Origin of the sequence: Marixanthomonas spongiae, from assembly GCF_003095375.1 — a bacterium.
Taxonomy (GTDB): domain Bacteria; phylum Bacteroidota; class Bacteroidia; order Flavobacteriales; family Flavobacteriaceae; genus Marixanthomonas; species Marixanthomonas spongiae.
Map to the genome: position 1 here is coordinate 240,304 of NZ_QEHR01000006.1, position 15,586 is coordinate 255,889.

Annotated in this window: 13 protein-coding genes; 2 read left to right on the forward strand and 11 right to left on the reverse strand. The window is 42.2% G+C overall.

The features are described from left to right. Window positions 1-11 precede the first annotated feature (11 nt). From asnS to pyrH, 5 genes are all read right to left on the reverse strand, one after another. Window positions 12-1,454, reverse strand: a complete 1,443-nt coding sequence (gene asnS, locus DDV96_RS10790; protein ID WP_116694779.1) for an asparagine--tRNA ligase — start codon at window positions 1,452-1,454, stop codon at window positions 12-14. Window positions 1,455-1,543: 89 nt separating this feature from the next. Beyond that, entirely contained in the window at window positions 1,544-3,943 is a 2,400-nt protein-coding gene (locus DDV96_RS10795; RefSeq protein WP_116694780.1) for an efflux RND transporter permease subunit, read from the reverse strand. 307 nt (window positions 3,944-4,250) lie between these two features. Beyond that, window positions 4,251-5,516: a DUF5686 family protein gene (locus DDV96_RS10800; RefSeq protein ID WP_116694781.1), complete on the reverse strand. Its 1,266-nt coding sequence runs from the start codon at window positions 5,514-5,516 to the stop codon at window positions 4,251-4,253. A gap of 87 nt (window positions 5,517-5,603) precedes the next feature. After that, window positions 5,604-6,158, reverse strand: a complete 555-nt coding sequence (frr, locus tag DDV96_RS10805) for a ribosome recycling factor (protein WP_116694782.1) — start codon at window positions 6,156-6,158, stop codon at window positions 5,604-5,606. Between the two features lie 46 nt (window positions 6,159-6,204). Beyond that, complete coding sequence (gene pyrH, locus DDV96_RS10810) at window positions 6,205-6,912, reverse strand: UMP kinase (protein ID WP_116694783.1); 708 nt, start codon at window positions 6,910-6,912, stop codon at window positions 6,205-6,207. Between the two features lie 154 nt (window positions 6,913-7,066). On the opposite strand from pyrH, the gene DDV96_RS10815 reads away from it, so the two are divergent. Further along, a complete protein-coding gene (locus tag DDV96_RS10815) occupies window positions 7,067-8,449 on the forward strand; it encodes a T9SS type A sorting domain-containing protein (RefSeq protein WP_116694784.1) in 1,383 nt (460 codons plus the stop codon). Window positions 8,450-8,518: 69 nt separating this feature from the next. Beyond that, window positions 8,519-8,677 (forward strand): hypothetical protein, encoded by a 159-nt coding sequence (locus tag DDV96_RS15855; RefSeq protein WP_165806005.1) that lies wholly within the window; start codon window positions 8,519-8,521, stop codon window positions 8,675-8,677. 19 nt (window positions 8,678-8,696) lie between these two features. On the opposite strand, the gene tsf is transcribed toward DDV96_RS15855, so the two are convergent. The 6 genes from tsf to DDV96_RS10845 form a co-directional block, all read right to left on the reverse strand. Further along, window positions 8,697-9,518, reverse strand: coding sequence for a translation elongation factor Ts (gene tsf / locus DDV96_RS10820; RefSeq protein WP_116694785.1), 822 nt, complete (start codon window positions 9,516-9,518; stop codon window positions 8,697-8,699). Window positions 9,519-9,616: 98 nt separating this feature from the next. Continuing rightward, the gene (gene rpsB, locus DDV96_RS10825; RefSeq protein ID WP_116694786.1) at window positions 9,617-10,528 is read right to left on the reverse strand and encodes a 30S ribosomal protein S2; all 912 of its coding nucleotides are present in this window, start codon (window positions 10,526-10,528) and stop codon (window positions 9,617-9,619) included. A gap of 238 nt (window positions 10,529-10,766) precedes the next feature. After that, on the reverse strand, window positions 10,767-11,153 hold the full coding sequence (gene rpsI / locus DDV96_RS10830) for a 30S ribosomal protein S9 (RefSeq protein ID WP_116694787.1): 387 nt from the start codon (window positions 11,151-11,153) through the stop codon (window positions 10,767-10,769). Next, a complete protein-coding gene (gene rplM / locus DDV96_RS10835; RefSeq protein ID WP_116694847.1) occupies window positions 11,153-11,608 on the reverse strand; it encodes a 50S ribosomal protein L13 in 456 nt (151 codons plus the stop codon). Before rplM ends, rpsI begins: the two co-directional genes overlap by 1 nt. 218 nt (window positions 11,609-11,826) lie before the next feature. Then, entirely contained in the window at window positions 11,827-12,057 is a 231-nt protein-coding gene (locus tag DDV96_RS16200) for a T9SS type A sorting domain-containing protein (RefSeq protein ID WP_116694788.1), read from the reverse strand. A 62-nt stretch (window positions 12,058-12,119) separates the two neighbouring features. Beyond that, window positions 12,120-15,572, reverse strand: coding sequence for a pyruvate carboxylase (locus tag DDV96_RS10845; protein WP_116694789.1), 3,453 nt, complete (start codon window positions 15,570-15,572; stop codon window positions 12,120-12,122). Between the last annotated feature and the right edge of the window lie 14 nt (window positions 15,573-15,586).

Consider the following 15,586-nt stretch of genomic DNA (forward strand, 5'->3'; position numbering starts at 1 on the left):
CCAATCACTCCTTAAAACTCAGCATTGCCGGGAGTGCGCGGATACGGTATGACATCACGTATATTGCCCATTCCGGTTACAAATTGCACCATACGTTCAAAACCAAGGCCAAAACCGCTGTGCACGCATGTGCCAAATTTACGGAGCTCCAGGTACCACCAAAGTTCTTTTTCATCGATGCCCATAGACTCCATTTTTTCCTTTAATACATCATATCGTTCTTCCCGCTGCGAACCACCTACAATCTCTCCAATACCGGGAAACAAGACGTCCATTGCCCGAACGGTTTTACCATCGTCGTTCAAGCGCATGTAAAAAGCTTTGATTTTCGCCGGATAGTCAAAGAGGATCACGGGACATTTAAAGTGTTTTTCCACCAAAAAACGTTCGTGTTCGCTTTGCAGGTCGGCGCCCCACTCGTCTATGATGTATTTGAATTTTTTCTTTTTGTTGGGCTTTGAGTTTTTCAGGATCTCGATCGCCTCGGTATAGGTAACTCGCTTAAAGTTGTTTTCCAGTACAAACTTCATTTTTTCCCTAAGTGCCATCTCGCTGCGTTCAGCCTGTGGTTTGGTTTTTTCAACCTGCAACAGCCGGTTTTCCAGAAATTCCAGGTCATCTGCACAGTGCTCTAAGGCATATTTTATAATGTATTTTATAAAGTCTTCGGCCAGATCCATGTTGCCGTCCAGATCGCAAAATGCCATTTCGGGTTCAATCATCCAAAATTCGGCCAAATGACGTGAAGTGTTTGAGTTTTCGGCTCTAAACGTGGGGCCAAAAGTGTATATTTTCCCCAAGCCCATGGCGTAGGTTTCGCCTTCCAATTGTCCGCTTACGGTTAAGTTTGTCTCTTTTCCGAAGAAATCCTGTTTATAATCTATTTTTCCCTCATCATCCAACGGTGGTTTTTTTGGGTCTAAATTGCTTACCCGGAACATTTCACCAGCACCCTCTGCATCGCTACCGGTGATAATGGGAGAGTGCATGTAATTGAAACCATTTTTCTGAAAATATTCGTGCACGGCAAAGGCCAATTTAGAACGGGTTCGCATGACCGCGCCAAAGGTGTTGGTGCGCACGCGCAAATGGGCTTGTTCGCGTAAGGTTTCCAATGAATGCCGTTTGGGCGAAAGGATGGTGAGCTTAACATCTTCTGGGTCTGCTTCGCCCAAAATGGTGATCTTAGAAACCTGTACCTCAACAGCCTGCCCTTTTCCTTGGCTTTCTACTAACACGCCACTTACTTCAATGGCCGCGCCCACATTGATTTTTTTCAATGTTTCTTCTTCAAAATTCTCAAAATCAACAACACATTGCAGGTTTTTAATGGTAGAACCATCGTTTAAAGCGATAAAACGGTTGCTCCTAAAAGCCCGTACCCAACCTTTTACGGTGATTTCGTGCAGGGAAGGCTCGGTTTTCAATAACTCAGTGATTTCGGTATGCTGCATAATGCTGTTTTTTTAAGCGGTAAAGATACTTTTTCTATAAATTTCAGAAAAATATATTCTGAAGTACCTTAAAGGGTTCAATTTCAATTTCAGTCTTCCACTTCGTCTTCATCCTCTCCATCTGTTAAAATCTTTAATGAGGGTTTTTTAAAGGTCTTTTTATTGGCGATTTCTTTTTCCAACGACAACAACAAGGCCGGCAGCAACAATAAGTTGGCCAACATGGCAAAAACTAACGTTACCGAAACCAATGCTCCCAACGCCACCGTGCCGCCAAAACTGGAAATGGTAAATACCGAAAACCCAAAAAACAGTACAATCGAGGTGTAGAACATGCTCACGCCCGTTTCGCGCAATGCGGCATAGACCGATTTTTTTATCTTCCAATTGTTGGCGATGAGTTCTTGCCGGTACTTTGCCAAAAAGTGGATGGTGTCGTCCACCGAAATACCAAAAGCAATACTAAACACCAAAATGGTCGATGGTTTTATGGGCACGCCCAAAAAGCCCATAAGACCTGCCGTTACTAACAACGGAAGCAGGTTGGGCAATAATGATACCAAGATCATTTTAAAACTGCGGAACATCCACGCCATAAACAAGGCAATCAATAAAATGGCAAACGACAGTGAAATGATCAAGTTATGGATTAAGTATTTGGTCCCTTTTTGGAATACCAAAGCTTTCCCGGTAAGGGTCACATCATAACGCTCCGGAGGGAAAATTTTGTGGATTTCAGCTTTTAAATCCTCTTCAATACGCTCGTAACGCTCGGTTTCGGTGTCTTTTATAAACGTGGTGATGCGGGCAAACTGTCCCGTGCTATCTACATAACTTTCCAGTAAATTGGTATCGCCCGCACTGCTTTTTGCCTGCGAAAGGATAAACGTGCGTTCTTGGCTGTTGGGCAACTGGTAATATTCTGGATTGTTGTTGTAATAAGCCTGTTTTGCATATTTAACCAGTTCAACCACCGAAAGCGGCTTGGAAAATTCAGGTACTTCTTCTATATAGGTCTGCAGTTCGTCCATTCGTTTTAAGGTGGCAGACTTCATCACGCCTTTTTTGCGTTTGGTATCGATTAATATTTCCAACGGCATGATGCCTTCAAATTCTTGTTCAAAAAAACGAATATCCTTGAAAAACTCGGTCTTTTTGGGCATGTCTTCTATGATGCTTCCTGAAATTTTAATGGTGTAGATGCCAATAATGCTCACACACAGCATCACGATGGAAACAATAAAAATAGCGATGCGATGCTCTTTTACCATCCGTTCCATCCAGTTGACAAACGTACCGATCCACCGTTTGTTCAAGTGTTTTAGATGTTTGTACTTGGGGATGGCCATGTAGCTGTACACTATGGGGATAATAAACAGACTGAGCAGGAAAATGGCAATAATGTTAATGGAAGCCACGATACCAAATTCGCTCAACAATTTGCTGTTGGTCAAAATAAAAGTGGCAAAACCCGAAGCGGTGGTCACGTTAGTCATTAACGTAGCGTTGCCCACTTTGCTGATAACCCGTTGCAATGATTTTGCCTGGTTGCCGTGCTGTTTAATTTCCTGTTGGTATTTGTTGATGAGAAAGATACAGTTGGGGATACCAATGACGATGATGAGCGGCGGAATCAAGGCCGTGAGCACCGTGATTTCGTAGTGAAGCAGCCCTAATATACCGAACGACCACATAACCCCGATTATGACCGTTACCATAGAAATTAAGGTCGCCCGAACCGAACGAAAGAAGAAGAAAAATATCAGCGAAGTAACCAAGAGAGCCGCCCCGATGAACATCCCGATCTCGTCAATGATGTTTTGCGAATTTAAGGTGCGTATGTACGGCATGCCCGAGGTATGCACCTTAATCCCTGTTTTCGTTTCAAACTGGTCTATTAACGGGATCAGGTCTTTTAAGATGAAGTCTTTCCGTTCGGCGGTATTTACGATGTCTTTTTTTAAATATACCGCTGTGCGGACCGACTGTTTGTTCGGACTATAGACCAACCCCTTGTAAAAAGGAAGGTTATTGAAAAGTTCGTGTTTGTATTTCTGAAGTTTTTCTGAAGAGGTAATGGAATCTTCAATAAAAGGCACCATTTGAAACCCGACGGTGTCTTCCTTACGTTTCAGTTTTTGCAGGTTGCCAAGGGACAAAGTAAGGCTTACCTCGTCATATTCGCCAATTTTTTCCGAAAGCTGAGCCCATGCGTTAAAATGGGAAGGGGTGAAAAGTGCAGAATCCTTTATTCCCAAAACGATCAAATTTCCTTCTTCGCCGAATTTTGAAAGGAATTCGTTGTATTTCAGGTTGATTTCGTGGTCGTCGGGCAATAAATTGGCTTCAGTATAGGTAAAGCGCATGTTTTTCCATTGCAACGCGAAAAATACGGTGGCTGCTGCTATGGCAATAAGAATAAAAGTTCGGTTGCGTAAAATAAACCGTGCCACGGCACTCCAAAACCCGATACTGAAAAGTTTGTCCAAACCTGTTGTTTTTTAGCAGGCGCAAAGGTATAAATTATAAGGCAGTAGCAGGGGGTTTAGCGCCAAATTTTACAGCTTAAAATTAGTCGTGTCCGACTAAGACATAAGACCGTTGCACTAATAGACACAGGACGTAAAACTAAATCGATAACAAATTCGAAATTGACCTTTGCTTATTTCAATTAAGTTATAGTATTATTTTTAAAGCTGACTTAAAAAAGCAAGTCGTAAAGGTATAAATCCCTCTCATAAAGGTAAAGTGGGTTGCTACAAAATGTATCAAATTGTTTTGCCGAATACTAATGGCTTAAAATTTAGCGTAAAAGGTAAATTTGAACGAAATATTATCTTCAAATTCGGGCAAGTGATAATATCCATACCGATACGCAAAGCTCAGGCCAAAACCAAAAAGGAGTTTGTTGAGCTCAATCCCCGATTCGGAATAAAATTGGTCCAAGGTTTTAAAATTGAGACCAGCGTGTTTTTGAGGGTTTTCCATGTTTCCGATGGCGTGACGGGTAATGATCACCAATTCGGGCTTAAAACGCTCGGAAAAATAAAACCGGCGCAAACTGTGTTTTATTTGCATTGTGGCGAGCTTGGACGAGAAAAATTCGCCAAAGTACATCGTTTCAAAACTTTTACGTCCTGCAACCGAAAACCGTTGCAGGATGGTGTTTTTGGTCGGGCTGTTGGGGTAGGCGTGAAACAGATGAGTGATCGGGGCATCGCCAATGGCATAATCGCCTTCCAACAGAATACTGGTGGCCGAGAGATCGGTGCGCTTTATGTAATAATCGAGTTTTAAGCCAAATTTTGTGTAGTTAAAGTCGCTGCCTGCTATACCTTTTAACCCTTGCGTAACCTGTGCGCTTATCTTTGGGGTGCCGTCAAAATATTCTACAAAACCATCGTTGGTGGTAATAAACTCTTTTTTTGGACTTATCCTTACCGAAGCTGTGATCTCAGCCAGTTCGTAGCCGTCGTAGGTTTTTCCCTCATTTATAAAGGTGTAATCTTCAATTTGTTCTACGTTGCTGTGCGAGATGCGGAGTTCTGATAATATTTTAGGGTCAAATTCACTCTGAACATTCGCCTGCCACGTGCGGTGTTTGAAAAATTGGGTTACGTTCACCAGCCGGGGCTCGAATACCGAATACACCCGGGCATCGGTCAAATACTGAAATGTCCCTATCTCGCGGATATCATCCACGTAATAAAGGTTGAGCCATGTTTTGTTTTCTTTGTCAATGCGGGCACTTCCGCCTAAACTGTACTTAATCGTGCGGTCCTTAAAACCGTATGCCACGTAACCGCCAATTTTATAGTTTTCGAAAAGACTGTCGTTGGTAATCCCACCTATGCCCAAACGGAGGCTTTCGTAATTGTTGTATTTAATTAGATACCGAAGATCGACATCAAAAAAACCTATGGGGTAAAAGCCGGTATTGAAGGGATTTTTCTTTTCCTCTTTTTTGGTGGCGGTAGTATCTTTTTCGGTTTTTATGGCAGGTTCTTGCGCAGCAACACCATAAGCGAGTAACAGCGTGATGATAAAAAGATAGTGGCGCATACAGAGAATACGGGGTTAGAGTTTTAAAAATAAAAAGAAAGCGGCATAATGGCCGCTTCTTTTTATTTTGTTTAACGAAACCGCAGGTTAAACGGTCATGATCTCTTTTTCCTTTTGGGCAAAAATCCGGTCGATTTTCGCAATATGGTTGTCGGTCATTTCTTGGATCTCTTCTTCTAAATTTTTTTGTAAGTCTTCTGAAATGTCCAGTTTTTTCAAATCGTTATTAGCGTTTTTACGGTCGTTTCGCACCACGACTTTTGCTTCCTCGGCTTCGGCTTTCGCCTGTTTAGCCAATTCTTTACGGCGTTCTTCGGTTAAAGGAGGTACGTTTATAATAACGCTTTCGCCATTGTTTTGAGGGTTGAAACCAAGATTGGCCACTTGAATGCCTTTTTCAATTTCAGGGATGAGCGATTTTTCCCAAGGCTGGATGGAAATGGTCATTCCGTCTGGCGTGTTTACGTTGGCCACTTGATTGAGCGGGGTAGGGCTACCGTAATAATCTACCACCACACTGCCTACCATAGAGGGAGAGGCTTTACCGGCACGGATATTGGCCAATTGCTTCTCAAGGTGTTTAACGGCTTTGTCCATGGCTTCTTTGGTGCCGTCTATCAAAAATTCAATTTCGTCTTCCATTTTTATTTTTTGTTTAAAAATACGTCAAAAGAGACAATTATAATAACTATAAATTTACTTTGGTGCCAATTTTTTCGCCGGAAACCACTTTCAGCAAATTGCCTTTGGTGTTCATGTCAAAAACAATGATGGGCAGTTTATTTTCTTGGCTCAACGTAAAGGCTGTAGTGTCCATTACTTTCAGTCCTTTTTTCAGCACATCTTCAAAGGTGATGTAATCGTATTTTTCGGCGGCCTTGTCCTTTTCGGGGTCGCTGGTGTAAATGCCGTCCACCCGGGTTCCTTTTAAAATAACATCGGCGTGAATTTCAATGGCACGTAACACCGCGGCGCTATCTGTGGTAAAATACGGATTTCCGGTGCCACCACCAAAAATCACAACGCGTCCTTTTTCCAAATGGCGAATGGCCTTTCGGCGTATAAAAGGTTCGGCCACTTCGTTTATTTTCACGGCGCTTTGCAAGCGGGTGGGCACGTTTTCATCTTCCAAAGCACTCTGCAAGGCCAGACCGTTGATTACGGTAGCAAGCATCCCCATATGGTCACCCTGTACACGGTCCATCCCGCGGCTGGCACCGGCAACACCCCTAAAAATGTTTCCGCCCCCAATAACGATGGCCACTTCAACCCCTTTGTCTGTTAGTTGTTTTATTTCTTGTGCGTATTCCTTTAAGCGTTCGGGGTCTATCCCGTATTGGCGTTTTCCCATTAAGGCTTCGCCCGATAATTTTAAGAGGATCCGTTTGTAGTGCATAGTGGTATTTTACTGTGCAAAAATAATGAAAAATTATGTACCGTGTTGAGAAATTTAAAAGGTTGGCGTTGCATACAATATGGAAACAATGATGACATTTTTAAACCACCCCGATGTAAAGAAAACAGCTCATTAATCTTTAACATTTCTTATTATGAAACATCTAGTACTCTTTTTTTATTGCCTGCTTGCCATTGGTGCAACAGCGCAACAACCCAACACTTCACATTTTTCTTTTACTCCTGCCGAAATTGAAAAAACGAAATGTATTTCTGATGCACAACGGCAAGAAGTGCGGCAAACGATTGAAAAAAACAAACAAGCGATTCTGCAAAAAACCCCAAGTGCTTTTCAACATAGGGGCGGCTCGCTGTTATTTATTTTACCGATACAGGCCAAGAGCAACTTTGACGACTATGGGTATTACATTATCAACAACCAAGTGGATCAAGACCTAAATCCCAACGGAAACTTAGAAGATTACAACTGTGGCGAACGCACCTACGATTGGGTTACCGGTAACCACGAAGGCACCGATTATGTACTGTGGCCGTATCCTTGGAAGCGTATGCAAGAAGAAATCATGGAAGTAATCGCCGCTGCACCTGGTATTATTATCGATAAAAGGGACGGCAACTTCGACCTTAACTGCGACAACAACGGCAACCCCAACTGGAACGGTATTATCGTTGAACATCCAGATGGATCGCAAGCGTGGTATTGGCATTTTAAGGACGGTGCCATTACAGCCAAAAACATAGGCGATACGGTAGAAGTTGGGGAATACCTGGGTGCTGCCGGAAGTTCGGGCAGCAGTACCATCCCGCATTTGCATTTTGAGGTGTATGATGCCAACGGAGATTTAATCGATCCCTATGAAGGCACTTGCAACGATATGAACCCTTCTAGCTGGTGGGTGGACCAACCGGATTATTTTGTGCCGGAAATCAATCATATTTCAACCCATAACTCCACCAATTTTGATACCGAATGCGGCGTGGTGGAAAACACCTACGAAGAACTGAACTTTGAACCTGGCGAGGACGTCGTCTTCCGTATTTTTTATCGGGACATCAGCACGGACGATAACACCCATATAACCGTTACCAAGCCCGACGGATCGGTATTGTACGACTATGATTTTACTTCCCCTTGGCCCAACTACACCGGAGCTTATGCCGAATGGGTTTTCCCGGTGGACAATACGTGGCCTGACGGGGTATACACTATTTCCGCCGAATTTTACGGTACGGTCTATGAAACCATTTTTGGCGTGAACACCGATTTGGGGAGCGAAGACGAAGCGTTTCAAGCGTTATCTGTTTATCCCAACCCCACTTCGGGAACCTTGTTTATAGCCAGTGGATCGGTCATTGAAAAGGTTGAAGTGTACGATATCCTTGGACGGAAGGTAGTGCGGCAAACTTCAACAGCACAAAAAATGGAAATCAATACCGAAACCTGGAGCAGTGGTTTGTATGTGGTTTTTATTACTTCAGGAGGGAACACCGTTTCAAAGAAAATAATTAAAGAATAGCATTTAGTGGTACAGTATATTTTGCCTTGAAGAGATCTTGTGGGAAAAAGAACTAATTCTTACAAAACAATGAACTATCTATGGGGTATCTATGGAGTATCTGTGAGGTTGCTTAGAGAAAGAAGCTGCCCTAAAACTAAATTTTTGGATAAACCGATGATTGTAAAATTTGAAAAGGAAGCTATAAAAGAAAAGAGGTTTCAGCAACTTGCTGAAACCTCTTTTTAATTATGATATGTTGTTGTGCTTAGTCTAAAGAAACACGCTCAAAAGCAACAACCTCTACATCGCCAAACGATTTCACGTATTGGGCAACGCTCTGCTTGCTGTCTTTGATAAAGGCTTGGTTTACCAATGTATTGTCTTTAAAGAAACGTTTTATCTTGCCTTGGGCAATTTTGTCCAGCATGTCTTCTGGTTTGCCTTCTTGGCGCAATTGGTCTTTGGCGATCTCGATTTCCTTATCGATGGTAGCTTGATCTACGCCTTCTTCGTTCAACGCTACTGGGTTCATTGCCGCGGCTTGCATAGAAACATCTTTGGCAACTTCTTCGGCGTTGTCCACTTTTTTGGAAAGACCGGTCAACACGGCGATTCTGTTCCCTGCGTGGATGTACGAACCTACAAACGGAGCTTCCAAAGTTTTAAAAGCACCGATTTCTATTTTCTCGCCAATAACACCGGTTTGCTCGGTCAATTTTTCCTGAACAGTGATGCCGTTGTAATCTGCAGCTAAAAACTCATCTTTAGAGGATGTGTTCAAGGCCAGTTCGGCAAAATCGTTGGCCAATTTTACAAAACCGTCGTTCTTGGCCACAAAGTCTGTTTCACAGTTCAAAGAAACGATAACGCCTTTGCTGTTGTCATCGTTCACTTTTGCGATTACAGCCCCTTCGCCAGACTCACGGTCGGCTCTTTTGGCAGCAATTTTTTGTCCTTTTTTGCGAAGGATTTCGATTGCTTTGTCAAAATCACCATCGGCTTCGACCAAGGCCTTTTTACAGTCCATCATCCCGGCACCGGTGGATTTTCTTAATTTATTTACTTCTGCGGCGGTTATTTTTGCCATCTTTATAACGTTTTTAATGTATTAGTAAAAAAGCCGTTCAATTGATTTTCAATGAAGAAAATAACCAAACGGCAAATTTGTATTAACAATGGGTTATTTTACTCTTCTTCTTTGGTTGCTTTCTCCAAAGTTTCTTCTTTAGACTCCAATTTTACAGGCTTTTTGGCCTCTTTCATGGCTTTTTTATCTTCTTTGTCTTCCGAAGGAACTTCCTTGTCTGCTTTTTTATCAGCCTTCTTTGCTTTGGCCTCTTCTGCTTTCTTCGCTTCCTTTTTGGCTTTTTTCGCGGCTTTTTCTTCTTCGCTCTTTTCTTTTCCGGCTTTGCGTTCTGCAAGACCTTCTATAATAGCTTCTGAAACTTTACCAACGATTTTTTCGATAGACTTGGATGCATCATCGTTCGATGGGATAGCATAATCAATCTCACGCGGATCACTGTTGGTGTCCACCATTGCGAAAATTGGAATGTTCAGTTTCTGGGCTTCTTTTACAGCAATGTGCTCCCGTGTTGTATCTACAACAAACAAAGCACCTGGAAGCCGGCTCATATCGCTAATGGAACCTAAGTTCTTTTCCAGCTTCGCACGAAGACGGTTTACTTGCAAACGCTCTTTCTTGGAAAGGGTGTTGAAGGTGCCATCTTGTTTCATACGGTCAATAGAAGCCATTTTTTTAACGGCTCTTCTAATTGTTACAAAATTGGTAAGCATACCACCGGGCCATCTTTCTGTAATGTAGGGCATATTGGCATCGCTTGCTTTTTCTGAAACGATGTCCTTTGCTTGTTTTTTAGTAGCTACGAAAAGGATTTTTCTTCCGCTGGCTGCAATTTTCTTCAAAGCTTCATTTGCTTCTTCCAGTTTTGCAGCTGTTTTGTAAAGGTTGATAATATGGATTCCGTTGCGCTCCATATAGATATATGGTGCCATGTTCGGGTTCCATTTACGGGTTAGGTGTCCAAAGTGTACACCTGCGTCAAGTAACGACTTAACTTCTTTGTTGTCTGCCATTTTGTTTTAGTTTACGTTCCTGTTTAGATAGCAACCTTTCCTGTAAAAAGGACTTGGTTTAGATGCTAAACTAACTTCCGCGACATACGGAATAACAGCGAATTAATAAAAAATTTATATAGATATGTAAAAGTACTTGTCTGGCCGCTTTTAAAGCGGTGCCGCAACGAGTGCGGCACGGCAAGTAAACTGTTTTTTCAACAAGCTCACAAACAAGGTTGCTGAGCGTAGCCGAAGATTAACGTTTGGAGAATTGGAACTTCTTACGTGCTTTCTTCTGTCCAAACTTCTTACGTTCTACCATTCTTGGGTCTCTTGTCAATAAACCTTCTGGTTTAAGAATCCCTCTGTTTTCTTCGTTAAGTTCGCACATAGCTCTGGAAAGGGCCAAACGGATGGCTTCTGCCTGTCCGGTAATGCCACCTCCAAATACGTTTACCGACACGTCAAAGTTTTTGTCGTTTTCGGTCAACATAAGAGCTTGCCTTACTTTATATTGTAGCGTACCTGTGGTGAAGTACGTTTCCATATCTTTTTTGTTAACGGTAATGTTTCCTTTTCCGTCAGAAAGGTACACACGCGCAACAGCGGTTTTTCTTCTTCCTATTTTGTGAATAACTTCCATTACTTGATATCGTTAAGGTTAATGGTTTTAGGTTTTTGTGCCTCTTGGTCGTGCTCTGCGCCGGCATATACTTTCAGGTTCCTGAAAAGTTCTGCTCCCAATTTATTTTTTGGCAACATACCTTTGACAGCTTTTTCCACAACTCTTGCTGGGTCTTTGCCGTACAATTCTTCTGCTGTTAAGCTGCGCTGTCCACCAGGATAACCTGTGTGACGAATGTATTGTTTATCGGTCCACTTGTTCCCGGTCAATACAATTTTGCTGGCGTTGGTGATAACCACGTTGTCTCCACAGTCAACATGAGGGGTAAAATTAGGCTTGTGCTTGCCACGCAGCAATTTCGCTACTTTGCTGGCCATGCGTCCAAGCGTCTGTCCATCAGCATCTACGTGCAACCATTCTTTGTTTACGGTCGCGCTGTTTGCTGAAATAGTTTTATAACTTAGTGTATCCACTTTAATTGATTTTTCTGCCGGCATTCACCTACCGTCAGGTTAAACATTTCCTTCTTTTGGATAAATCGGGGTGCAAATGTAACGTTATTTATTTGAAAAGCAAGGGGTGGGGAACTAATTTTTCTTCTGAAAAAAGACGTAGTATTTAAGACTCCCGAATTCTCAGGACTGCAAGACCTATCAACAGAATTCAGAATTCAGAATTATGAATTGAAAAATTATTCTTTAACAAACTTCTTAGTGGCAATCTGCTTGCCCGCTGTAAATTGAACATAATACATACCACTCGATAATTGTGAAACATCGATTGTTTTTGAAGTTTCAAACCCTTCAATTTGTTGCACCAAATCACCTTTTACCGAAAAGACTTTTACTTGGTCTATTTGTTGGTTGTTGGCGTTGAGTTGTGAGAACGCCTCGCTGTGAGCTGTGGGTTTTGAGCTGAGTATGCGTTATTGGTAAAACCCAGCTATCCAAGCTTTACTTTTCGATTTCGACTTCAATTTCAACCTCACTCAACCGTCACTACTAAATCCCCTTTCATTAACATGGTTCCCGGTTTTAACGTGATCGATTTTACTTTCCCAGCTTTGTTGGCTGTTACCGTTGTCTCCATTTTCATGGCTTCAATAACAAAAAGCGGTTCGTTTGCTTCAATTTCTTGTCCTTTTTTCACCAACATTTTATAGAGCATTCCTTGAAGCGGCGCACCGTATTGGTTAGCATCTTCTGGGGCTGCTGGAATGTGGACTTCTTTTTCAACCTTGATGGATTTGTCTTTAATTTCCACAAAACGGTTTTCCCCGTTTACCGAGAAGAACACAATACGAACCCCTTCATCATTTGGTATTCCTACCGAAAGCAGTTTTACAATGATGGTTTTTCCTTCTTCCAGTTCAATAATGGCTTCTTCGCGTAGTTTCATTCCGTAGAAGAAGTTTTTCGTGGGAAGAATAGCTAAGTTTCCGTATAGCTTATATTTTTCGTGTGCTTGTTCAAAAACACGTGGGTATAGGCTGTAGGACAGAAAGTCTTCAAATTCAATTGGGCGGCTAAATCCTTTCTGAAATTTCTTTCTAAATTCAGCATATTCTTTATCAAAATCAATAGGCTCCAAATGCGCATTGGGTCTATCAGTGTAGGGATCAGTATTTCTTAGAATTATTTTTTGCAATTCTTTTGGGAAACCTCCTAATGGTTGCCCTAAATCGCCTTTAAAGAAATTGATAACCGATTCCGGAAACGAAATTTCATTGCCGCGCTCCATTACATCCTCAGGCGTTAGATCGTTCGTGACCATAAAGATAGCCATATCACCCACCACTTTACTACTTGGGGTTACTTTCACCAAATTTCCGAAGAGGGCATTTACCTGCTCATACATTTTAGTTACTTCGTGGAACCGGTCAGCCAGGCCCAATGCTTCGGCTTGCGGACGTAAATTGGAATATTGGCCGCCTGGGATTTCGTGTTGATACACTTCGGCCGTTCCCGCTTTTAAACCAGACTCGAATGGATAATACATTTCGCGGGTATCTTCCCAATAATTGGAAAATTCATTCAGCTTTTTAATATCATAGTCGTGTGCCCGTTCGTGACGTTTCATCATTTCGACTACTGAGTTGAAATTAGGCTGCGATGTTAAGCCAGATAAACCGCCCAATGCCACATCAACAACATCTACACCCGCTTCAATGGCTTTTAAATAGGTGGCCGATTGTATGGAAGACGTATCGTGTGTATGCAAATGCAATGGGATGTTCAGCGTATCTTTTAAGGCCGAAACCAATTCGGTTGCAGCGTATGGTTTCAATAAACCGGCCATATCTTTAATGGCAATCATATGCGCCCCGGCATTTTCCAAGTCTTTTGCCAGTTGTGTGTAGTATTTTAGGGTGTATTTGGTTTCCTTGTGGTCCAAAATATCTCCTGTATAGCTAATGGCTGCTTCTGCAATACCACCGGTTTTGTTTCGAACATAGTTAATGCTTGGTTCCATCGCTTTTACCCAGTTTAAGGAATCGAATATCCTGAATAGATCGACCCCGTTTTCCCATGATTTTTCCACAAATTTTTCAATTAAATTATCTGGGTATGCTTTGTACCCTACGCCGTTGCTGCCCCGAAGCAACATCTGAAACAAGATATTCGGCATACGCTCCCGTAATTCGCGTAACCGAGTCCAAGGGCTTTCGTTTAAAAACCGCATACAGACATCAAAGGTAGCGCCGCCCCACATTTCAATACTAAAGGTGTTGGGGTGGTTTTTAGCGTAGGTTTCAGCCACTTTTAGCATATCGTAGGTTCGCATACGTGTTGCCAATAATGATTGGTGGGCGTCACGGATGGTCGTATCGGTATAATATATTTTCTTTTCATCCTTAAGCCAGGCACAGAATTTTTCAGGGCCCATTTCGGTAAGCATATCTTTTGTGCCTTTTGGAAATTTTTCAGAAGGACTATAAATAGGAATTTTAGGGTTTCTGAATTTTTTATTTTCGTCGATAAACTTTACATCTGGGTTTCCATTGACGATCACTTCCCCTAAATAATTGGTGATTTTTGTCGTTCTATCTTGTGGTAATTTTACATCGAACAAAGAAGGCGTATTCCCGATAAAGTTGACCGTCGCGGCTCCTTCTTTAAACGTCTCGTGCTGAATGACATTTTGAAGAAAGTGAATATTGGTTTTTACACCACGAATTCTAAATTCTTTTAAAGCTCGAACCATTTTTCGAACCGCACCGTCCAACGTTCTGCCGTGGGCCGAAACTTTTACCAGCATCGAGTCGAAAAAAGGGCTAATACTATACGATTGATAAATACTTCCGGCATCTAAGCGAATGCCCATCCCCGAAGCACTTCGGTAGGTGGTAATCGTGCCATAATCTGGAGTAAAGTTGTTGGTTGGGTCTTCCGTTGTCAATCGACACTGCAAGGCAAAACCATAGGTTTTAAGTGAATCTTGATCGTAAATTTTAATTTGCTTATCCGAAAGTTTATACCCGCCAGCGATAAAAATCTGGGATTTAATTAAATCGATTCCAGTGACCATTTCCGTAACGGTGTGTTCCACTTGAATACGCGGGTTTACCTCAATAAAGAAGACATTGTCGTTTTTATCGACTAAAAACTCAACTGTTCCTACGTTATTGTAGCTTACTTCTTCGGCAATGGAAACTGCATATTTGTAGAGCGCTTGTTTTACTTTTTCTGAAACATTATAAGAAGGTGCCACTTCAACTACTTTTTGATGCCGGCGTTGCACCGAACAATCCCGCTCGTATAAATGGCGGATATTTCCGTGGTTGTCGGCTACGATTTGAACTTCTAAGTGCTTCGGCTCTTCCACATATTTTTCTAAAAACATGGTATCGTCGCCAAAAGCATTTCCGGCTTCGCTTTGAGCCGACTCAAAATTGTTTTTTAAATCGTCGTCATTTCTAATAATCCGCATCCCACGGCCACCGCCGCCCGAAGCAGCTTTCAACATAACCGGATAGCCAATTTCAGAAGCTTCAGAAAGCGCTATTTTTAAAGAGGTAAGTTCTTTCGTGTTGCTTTTAATGGTTGGCACCTTGCACTTCTCAGCAATTTTTTTGGCTGTGATTTTATCACCTAAGGCATCCATTACTTTTGGGTCTGGACCGATGAAAATTACACCCGCTTCGGCACATTTACGGGCAAATTCAGAGTTTTCAGATAAAAAGCCGTATCCCGGATGGATGGCATCGACATCTTTTGCTTTTGCCAAAGCAATGATTTCATCCCCATTTAAATAGGGTTTCAACGGTTCGTCGTCTTTGCCAATTTGGTAGGCTTCGTCGGCTTTGTAGCGGTGTTGTGAGTAGCGGTCTTCATAGGTGTAAACGGCAACGGTTGTTAAGTTTATCTCGGTACATGCCCTAAAAACACGTATGGCGATTTCTCCGCGGTTGGCAACTAATACTTTTTTAATATCCATGATGTTGTGTGGCT

Excerpts from the sequence above, each read along its gene's own strand:
- asnS (WP_116694779.1), bottom strand. The coding sequence starts at position 1,454 with ATGCAGCATACCGAAATCACTGAGTTATTGAAAACCGAGCCTTCCCTG.
- DDV96_RS10800 (WP_116694781.1), bottom strand. The coding sequence starts at position 5,516 with ATGCGCCACTATCTTTTTATCATCACGCTGTTACTCGCTTATGGTGTT.
- frr (WP_116694782.1), bottom strand. The coding sequence starts at position 6,158 with ATGGAAGACGAAATTGAATTTTTGATAGACGGCACCAAAGAAGCCATG.
- pyrH (WP_116694783.1), bottom strand. The coding sequence starts at position 6,912 with ATGCACTACAAACGGATCCTCTTAAAATTATCGGGCGAAGCCTTAATG.
- DDV96_RS10815 (WP_116694784.1), top strand. The coding sequence starts at position 7,067 with ATGAAACATCTAGTACTCTTTTTTTATTGCCTGCTTGCCATTGGTGCA.
- DDV96_RS15855 (WP_165806005.1), top strand. The coding sequence starts at position 8,519 with ATGAACTATCTATGGGGTATCTATGGAGTATCTGTGAGGTTGCTTAGA.
- tsf (WP_116694785.1), bottom strand. The coding sequence starts at position 9,518 with ATGGCAAAAATAACCGCCGCAGAAGTAAATAAATTAAGAAAATCCACC.
- rpsB (WP_116694786.1), bottom strand. The coding sequence starts at position 10,528 with ATGGCAGACAACAAAGAAGTTAAGTCGTTACTTGACGCAGGTGTACAC.
- rpsI (WP_116694787.1), bottom strand. The coding sequence starts at position 11,153 with ATGGAAGTTATTCACAAAATAGGAAGAAGAAAAACCGCTGTTGCGCGT.
- DDV96_RS10845 (WP_116694789.1), bottom strand. The coding sequence starts at position 15,572 with ATGGATATTAAAAAAGTATTAGTTGCCAACCGCGGAGAAATCGCCATA.